This window comes from Nonomuraea antimicrobica (assembly GCF_039536965.1).
Lineage (GTDB): Bacteria > Actinomycetota > Actinomycetes > Streptosporangiales > Streptosporangiaceae > Nonomuraea > Nonomuraea antimicrobica.
In genome coordinates, this window is record NZ_BAAAZP010000188.1 from 55,302 (window position 1) to 62,546 (window position 7,245).

Sequence of the window (7,245 nt, forward strand, 5' to 3'; positions counted from 1 at the left end):
GCCCGCTGATCTTCCAGACTACTCCCGGCGTGTGGGACTGGAGAGACCGCATTTGTCAGTGAGAACTGTTAGCTTCCTGCGACATGCGGATCCTGCACACCTCCGACTGGCACCTCGGTCGATCCTTCCACCGGGAGAGCCTGCTCGCGGGTCAGGCGGCGTTCGTCGACCACCTGGTGGAGACGGTGCGGGCCGAGCGGGTCGACGTGGTGGCGGTGGCCGGCGACGTCTACGACCGGGCGCTGCCGCCGGTCGACGCGGTGGCGCTGCTCGACGACGCGCTGGCGCGGCTGCGCGCGGTCGGGGCGCGCGTGGTGCTGATCAGCGGCAACCACGACTCGGCGCTGCGGCTGCGGTTCGGCTCGGCGCTGTTCGAGGCTGCGGGCGTGCACGTGCGCACCTCGCCCGAGCAGGCGTGGGAGCCGGTGCTGGTCGGCGACGTCGCCTTCTACGGCATCCCCTACCTGGAGCCCGAGCTGGTCCGGGCCGCCTGGGAGCTGCCCGACCGCAGCCACACGGCCGCGATCTCGCACGCCATGACGCGCATCAGGGCCGACGTGCCGCGCCACCGCGCCTCGGTGGTGCTGTCGCACTGCTTCGTGACCGGCGGGCAGGCCAGCGACAGCGAACGCGACATCAGCGTGGGCGGGGTGGCCCACGTGCCGCTGGCGGCGTTCGACGGGGTCGACTACGTCGCGCTCGGGCACCTGCACGGGCGCCAGCGCATGTCCGAGACCGTGCGCTACTCCGGCTCGCCGCTGGCCTACTCCTTCTCCGAGGTCGGGCACGTCAAGGGCTCGTGGCTGGTGACGCTGGGGGAGTCGGCGGAGTTCGTACCGGCCCCGGTGCCGCGTCCGGTCGGGCGGCTGCGCGGAGAGCTGGAAGACCTGCTGGCCGATCCCCGGCACGCCGCCTACGAAGACCACTGGCTGCAGGTCGTGCTGACCGACGCCGTCCGCCCCAAGTCGGCCATGGACCGGCTGCGCGCCCGCTTCCCCCACACCCTCGCCCTCTCCTTCGACCCGGTCGGCGCCGCGCCCGCCGCCCAGCCCGTACGCGTCAGCGGGCGGCCGGAGGCGGAGGTGGCCCTCGATTTCGTCAGGGAGGTGCGCGGCGAGCCTGCCGCACCCGAGGAGGAAGACCTGCTAAGACAGGCCATCGAGACGTCGAGGGCGAAGGAGACGATGACGTAGATGCGGCCGCACAGGCTCACGCTGACGGCGTTCGGGTCCTTCCCCGGCACGGAGACGGTCGACTTCGACGCCCTGGCCGAAGCGGGCCTCTTCCTCGTCCACGGTCCCACGGGGGCGGGCAAGACCACGATCCTCGACGCGCTGTGTTTCGCCCTCTACGGCCAGGTGCCCGGGCAGCGCAACAGCGCCCGCAGCCTGCGCTGCGACCACGCCGCACCCACGGTGGGGCCGTCGGTCACGCTGGAGGTGTCGATCAGGGGGCGGTTACTGCGCATCCAGCGCTCTCCGGCCTGGCAGCGGCCCAAGCTGCGGGGCACGGGGTTCACCGAGGAGAAGTCCAAGGTCGTCCTGTCGGAGTGGCAGGGCGCGGACTGGCACGGGCTGACCACCCGCCTCGACGAGGCCGGCGACCTGGTGGGCGGGCTGCTCGGCATGAACGCCGACCAGTTCTGCCAGGTGGCGATGTTGCCGCAGGGCGACTTCGCGCGCTTCCTGCGGGCCGACGGCGACGAGCGGTCGAAGCTGCTGGAACGGCTGTTCACCGTCAAGATCTTCACCTCGGCGGAGTCGTGGCTCGCCGAGCACCGCAAACTGGCCTGGCGCGCGGCGCAGGAGCTGCGGCAGGAGGTCGACTTCGCCATCAAGCGAGTGGAGGAGGCGGCCGGCGACGCCCTGCACGCATCCTTGACCTCGCCCCCCGCCCCCACACCCGCTCCCGCTCCTGCCTCCGCTCCCGTCACACCCGCCACCTCTCCCAGCACCGCTCCCGCTCCTGCCTCCGCTCTCGTCCCCACACCCGCCACCTCTCCCAGCACCGCTCCGGCTCCCACACCCGCCTCCACGCCCGCCACCGCTCCCGTTCCCACACCCGCCACCGGTCCTGCTGAGGTCGCGGCGGGTGGGAGCGGCGGGCAGGAGGGCGATGGCGGTGCCGGGTCCGACGGCGAGGCACCGACCCCGGAGACCGATCCGCTGCGGTGGGCGGGGGCGCTGCTCGACGCCGCGCGGGCCGTCGTGGCGCGGGCGGACGGCGAGCACAGCGCGTCGGGTGAGGAGCTGGGGGCGGCACGGCTGCGGTTCGAGCGGGCCGCCGCCCTAGCCGAACGCCAACGCCGCCACGCCGAGGCGCTCACCCTGCGCCGCATGCTCGACGAACGCGCCGACGAACGGGCCGACCTGCAGGCGGTCCTCGACGACGCCGCCCGCGCCGACCGGGTGATCCCGCTCATCACGGCCGCCCGGCAACGCACCGAGACCGCCGCCAAGGCCCGCGAACTGGCCGCCGACGCCCTCGCCCGTGCCCGCCCCCTCCTGACCGCCACCACCCCGCCCTCTCACGACCACCGCGCCGGGGGCACCGCCGGGGCGGGCCCGTACCCGTCTGGTGAGGGTGTTCCGCCCGTCGGCGACGCGGTGGAGCCGTCCGTGGCCGAGCTGGCGGTGCTGGAGCGGCGGCGGCAGGACGAGATCGCCCGCCTGCAGGAGTTGCTCACAGAAGAGGCCAGGCTGTCCGTGGTACGGCGTGACCTGCTGCGCGTCGAGGCGGAGCTGGCCGAGCTGGTCGGCGCCGACGAGGCCGTGGCCGCGCGGCTGTCCGTTCTGCCCGGCCTGATCGAGCAGGCCGAGGCGAGGCTCGCCGAGGCGCGGACCGACGCCGCCAGGATCCCGGCCGCGCGGGCCGTACGCGACGCCGCCGCCCACCTGATCGAGATCGACACCGAGCTGGCCCGCCTGGCGGTCGAGCTGGACGCGCTGGCACAACGCGAGGCCGAGGCCGCCGCCGCCGACGCCGAGCTGCCCGACCGCATCGCCGACGCCAACGCCGCCCTGGCCGAGGTACGCGCCCAGGCGGCGGCCATCCCCGCCGCGACCGCGAGCCTTGACGCCGCCCGAGCCGCCCTGGAGGCCACCCACCGCCGCGAGGCCCTGGCCGCCGAGCTGGAGTCGGCCGTCGCCGCCCACCAGGTGCTCGTCGACCGGGCCCAGAGCTTCCGTGAGCACTGGCTCGACCTGCGGCAGGCCCGCATCGACGGCATGGCGGCCGAGCTGGCGCTGGACCTGGCCGACGGGCGGCCGTGCGCGGTCTGCGGCTCCGACCACCACCCCCACCCGGCCGCACCGGCGCCGAGCGCGCCCTCGGCCGACGACGAGCACGAGGCCGAGAACGCCCACGAAGCCGCCTCGGCCGAACGCGAGGCCGCCGAGCGTACCCTGGCCTCGCTGGAGTCCCGTCACGCCGACGCCGCCGCCACCACCGAGGGTCTCGACGTCGACACGGCCGAGGCGCAGGTGGCGCAGGCCGGGCAGGAGGTCGCGGGTCTCCAGGCGGTGGCCGACCGGGAGCCCGCGCTGGCCGCCGCCCTCGACCGCGTCGAGACCGAACGCGAACACGTCAGAGACCAGGTCCGCGAGATCGCCGAAGGGCTGGCCGCCCACCGGGCCCACCACAGACACCTGGAGTCCGAACGCGCCCGCCTGCGCGACCAACTCGCCCAGGCGAGCGCGCACGATGCCGCCCACGCCGCCGGTCCCGTTCGCCTCGCTGCGCCTGACGACGGACCCGGCTCGGACGAGGCCCACGGGCCCACGGTCTCCGAGGGGGCGATCGAGGGCTCAGGGGCCGAGAGGCTGGCCGCTGCCGAGCGAGAGCTGCGGAGGCTGGAGGCGTCGGCGGCCGGGGAGGGCAGGCTGGCTCAGGAGGCGGCCGGGCTCGGTCGTGAGCGGGCGGAGCTGGAGGAACGCGCTCGCCGGGTGGCCGCGCGGCTGGCCGCGTCCCGTACCCGGCATGAGGAGCTGAGCGGCGACGCCGGGCGGCTCAGCGCGCGCCTCGACGCCGCGCGCGGCGGCGACGCCACCCTGACCGCCCGCCTGACCAGGCTCAGCGACGAGGCCGAGCTGCTGCGCGAGGCGCTGGAGGCCACACAGGCGGCAGTGGCGGCCCGCGACGAGCTGGTCAGGGCCAAGACAGCGGCCGTGGAGGCGGCGTTCGACGCGGGGTTCGCCGACGTGCCGGAGGCGGAGGCCGCCTACCGGAGCGTGGCCGAGCGGGAGAGCAAGGCGGAGCTGCTGCGCAGGCTGGACGACGAGCAGGCCGCCGTCAGCGGCGTGCTGGCCGACCCCGAGTTGGTGGCCGCCGCCGCCGAGCCCGTTCCCGACCTGGCCGCGATCGGGGCGCAGCGGGAGGCGCTGGAGGAGGCGCACACGAGGTTGTCGAGCGCGCGCGACCGGGCGGCGGCCAGGGCGCGACGGCTGGCGGAGCTGCACGGCGAGCTGTCCGACCGCATCGAGAGCTGGCGACCGGCGGCAGAACGCCACCGGCTGGCCGAGCGGATGGCGGCGCTGACCAGCGGCACCTCGGGTGACAACCAGTGGAGCATGAGCCTGTCGTCGTTCGTGCTGGGGGAGCGGCTGCGGCAGGTGGTGGCGGCCGCGAACGAACGCCTCGACCACATGTCGGGCGGCCGCTACCTGCTCCGGCACGACCTGCGCAAGACGGCGGGCTCGCGCGGGCGCGCCGGCGGCGGGCTCGGCCTGCGGGTGGCCGACGGCTGGACCGGCGTCGACCGCGACCCGGCCACGCTGTCCGGCGGCGAGAGCTTCATCACCTCCCTGTCACTGGCGCTGGGGCTGGCCGACGTCGTCACGGCCGAGGCGGGCGGCGCGGAGCTGGGCACGCTGTTCGTGGACGAGGGCTTCGGCACGCTCGACGAGGACACCCTCGACGGCGTCCTCGACATCCTCGACGGGCTGCGCGACGGCGGCCGGGCCGTGGGCATCGTCAGCCACGTGGCCGAGCTGCGCTCCCGGATCACGGCACAGCTCAAGGTCACCAAGACCCGCACCGGGTCCACCCTCACGGCGGTCGGGGTCGGCTGACGCGCCGCTCGGGCGGATTCGGGCGTACTCGTGGAAGGCGGGAGGAGTCAGTCGAGGGAGCGGATCAGGTCGGGCAGTGTGGCCGGGTCCTGGAAGAGCCGCGCGCCCAGGCCGGTCAGCCGGGAGACGGGGGTGACGCCGGCGGCGTACGCCAGGCAGCGCATGCCCGCGCTCACCGCCGCCGTGACCCCGAACGGGCTGTCCTCCACGACCACGCACCGCTCCGGGGCGACGCCCATCGTGGCCGCCGCGTGCAGGAACAGGTCGGGCTCCGGTTTGCCCCTGGCCACGTCCTCGGCGCTGAACACCCGTCCGTCGAACCTGCTCGCCAGCCCGGTCAGCTCCAGGCTGCGGCGGATCGTCCGGTGGCGGCCGTTCGAGGCCACGCAGTACGGCACGGTCAGCCGGTCGAGCGCCTCCTCGATGCCCTCGACCACGCACAACTCGGCCTTGACGGCGGCCGTGTAGTCGGCCTCGAGCTGTTCGCGCCAGCCGGGCGGGGTCCGGCCGACCTGCTCGTCCCAGTACTCGTTGGTGCAGCCGACGAACCGGTGGGCGTACTCGGCCTCGTCGATCGTCCAGCCCAGGCGGCGCAGCGCGGTCGTGCCGACGCGTACGTAGATCGGCTCGCTGTCCACGAGCACCCCGTCGCAGTCGAAGATCACCAGTTCGACGGCCAAATCCACACTTCCTCTCACCGAAGGATCATCAGTCCACGAAACGTAACATCGCGCAGCTGATAGCGTCGTTCGTATTGCCTCGCAAGACGTCGGTCCGCATAGTGAGACGTATATGACGATATCCCCCCAGATCGCGGCCCCCAGCACGTCGAGGGTCGCGGCGGCCAGCCTTATCGGCACCGCGATCGAGTTCTACGACTTCTACATCTACGGCACCGCCGCCGCCCTGGTGCTCAACACCGCGTTCTTCCCCGGCATGGACCCCGTGGCGGGCAGCCTGGCGGCGTTCTCGACGTTCGCCGTGGCGTTCATCTCGCGCCCGCTCGGCTCGGCCGTGTTCGGGCACTGGGGTGACCGGACCGGCCGCAAGTCCATGCTGGTCGTGTCGCTGCTGGTGATGGGGCTGTCGACGGTCGCGATCGGGCTGCTGCCCGGCTACGCCGCGATCGGCGTGCTCGCGCCCGTGCTGCTGGTGCTGCTGCGCTTCACCCAGGGCATCGGCCTCGGCGGAGAGTGGGGCGGCGCCGCGCTGCTGGCCACAGAGCACGCCCCGCCCGGCAAGCGCGGTCTGTACGCGATGTTCCCGCAGCTCGGGCCGGCGGTCGGGTTCATCGTGGCCAACGGGCTGTTCCTCGTGCTCGGCGAGACACTGGGCGACGAGGAGTTCAGGAGCTGGGGGTGGCGGCTGCCGTTTGTGGCCAGTCTGCTGCTGGTCGTCGTCGGCCTGTACGTACGGCTGAAGATCTCCGAGACCCCCGTCTTCCGGGCGGCCGTCGACCAGCACCGGATCGCCAAGGTGCCCTTCGCCGGGCTGATGCGCCACCAGTGGCGGCGGGTGCTGCTCGGCGCCGGAGCCATGACGATCGCGTACACGCTCTTCTACACCGCCACCACCTACTGCCTGTCCTACGGCACCAGGACGCTGGGCATCCCGCAGACCACGATGCTCGGGCTGACCCTGGTCGCGGTGCTGTTCATGGCGGCGGGCACGGCGGTGTCGGCCGTGGTGTCCGACCGCGTGGGCCGCCGCCGCACCCTGATCGCCGGGACGTTCGCGGCCGTCGGGTGGGGGCTGGTGATGTTCCCGCTGATGGAGACCCGCTCGGTCGTCCTCGTCGGGCTGGCGCTGGCCGGGGCGCTGGCGCTGATGGGGCTGATCTTCGGGCCGATGGGGGCGTACCTGCCGGAGCTGTTCAGGACCGAGTTCCGCTACAGCGGCGCGTCCGTCGCCTACAGCCTCGGCGGCGTGCTCGGTGGCGCGGTGCCACCGCTGGTCGCCACCGGGCTGCAGGCCGGTGGGCTGGGGGTGCAGGCAGTCGGCGGGTACGTCTCCGCGATGGCCCTGCTGAGCCTGCTCTGCCTGCTCGCCCTGCCCGAGACCGGCGACAGGACCCTGTGACCCGCCGCGCACCCCGGTGCGGCCTGCGCCTGCGCGCGCCCGGTGCGGACTGCGACGCCGCGCCCCGGGGCTGCCTGCGTCTGCGCGCCGCCTGCCC

General features: G+C 74.1%; 4 protein-coding genes. 3 read left to right on the forward strand and 1 reads right to left on the reverse strand.

Going from position 1 to position 7,245, the window contains the following annotated elements:
* Nucleotides 1–83 precede the first annotated feature (83 nt).
* The gene (locus tag ABD844_RS43235) at nucleotides 84–1,193 is read left to right on the forward strand and encodes an exonuclease SbcCD subunit D (protein ID WP_344892356.1); all 1,110 of its coding nucleotides are present in this window, start codon (nucleotides 84–86) and stop codon (nucleotides 1,191–1,193) included.
* Complete coding sequence (locus ABD844_RS43240; protein ID WP_344892359.1) at nucleotides 1,194–5,069, forward strand: AAA family ATPase; 3,876 nt, start codon at nucleotides 1,194–1,196, stop codon at nucleotides 5,067–5,069.
* Nucleotides 5,070–5,116: 47 nt separating this feature from the next.
* Here ABD844_RS43240 and ABD844_RS43245 read toward each other — a convergent pair whose 3' ends face one another.
* Nucleotides 5,117–5,749, reverse strand: coding sequence for an HAD family hydrolase (locus ABD844_RS43245; RefSeq protein ID WP_344892362.1), 633 nt, complete (start codon nucleotides 5,747–5,749; stop codon nucleotides 5,117–5,119).
* Nucleotides 5,750–5,861: 112 nt separating this feature from the next.
* Between ABD844_RS43245 and ABD844_RS43250 the strand changes: the two genes are divergently transcribed.
* Nucleotides 5,862–7,148 (forward strand): MFS transporter, encoded by a 1,287-nt coding sequence (locus ABD844_RS43250; protein WP_344892365.1) that lies wholly within the window; start codon nucleotides 5,862–5,864, stop codon nucleotides 7,146–7,148.
* Nucleotides 7,149–7,245 lie beyond the last annotated feature (97 nt).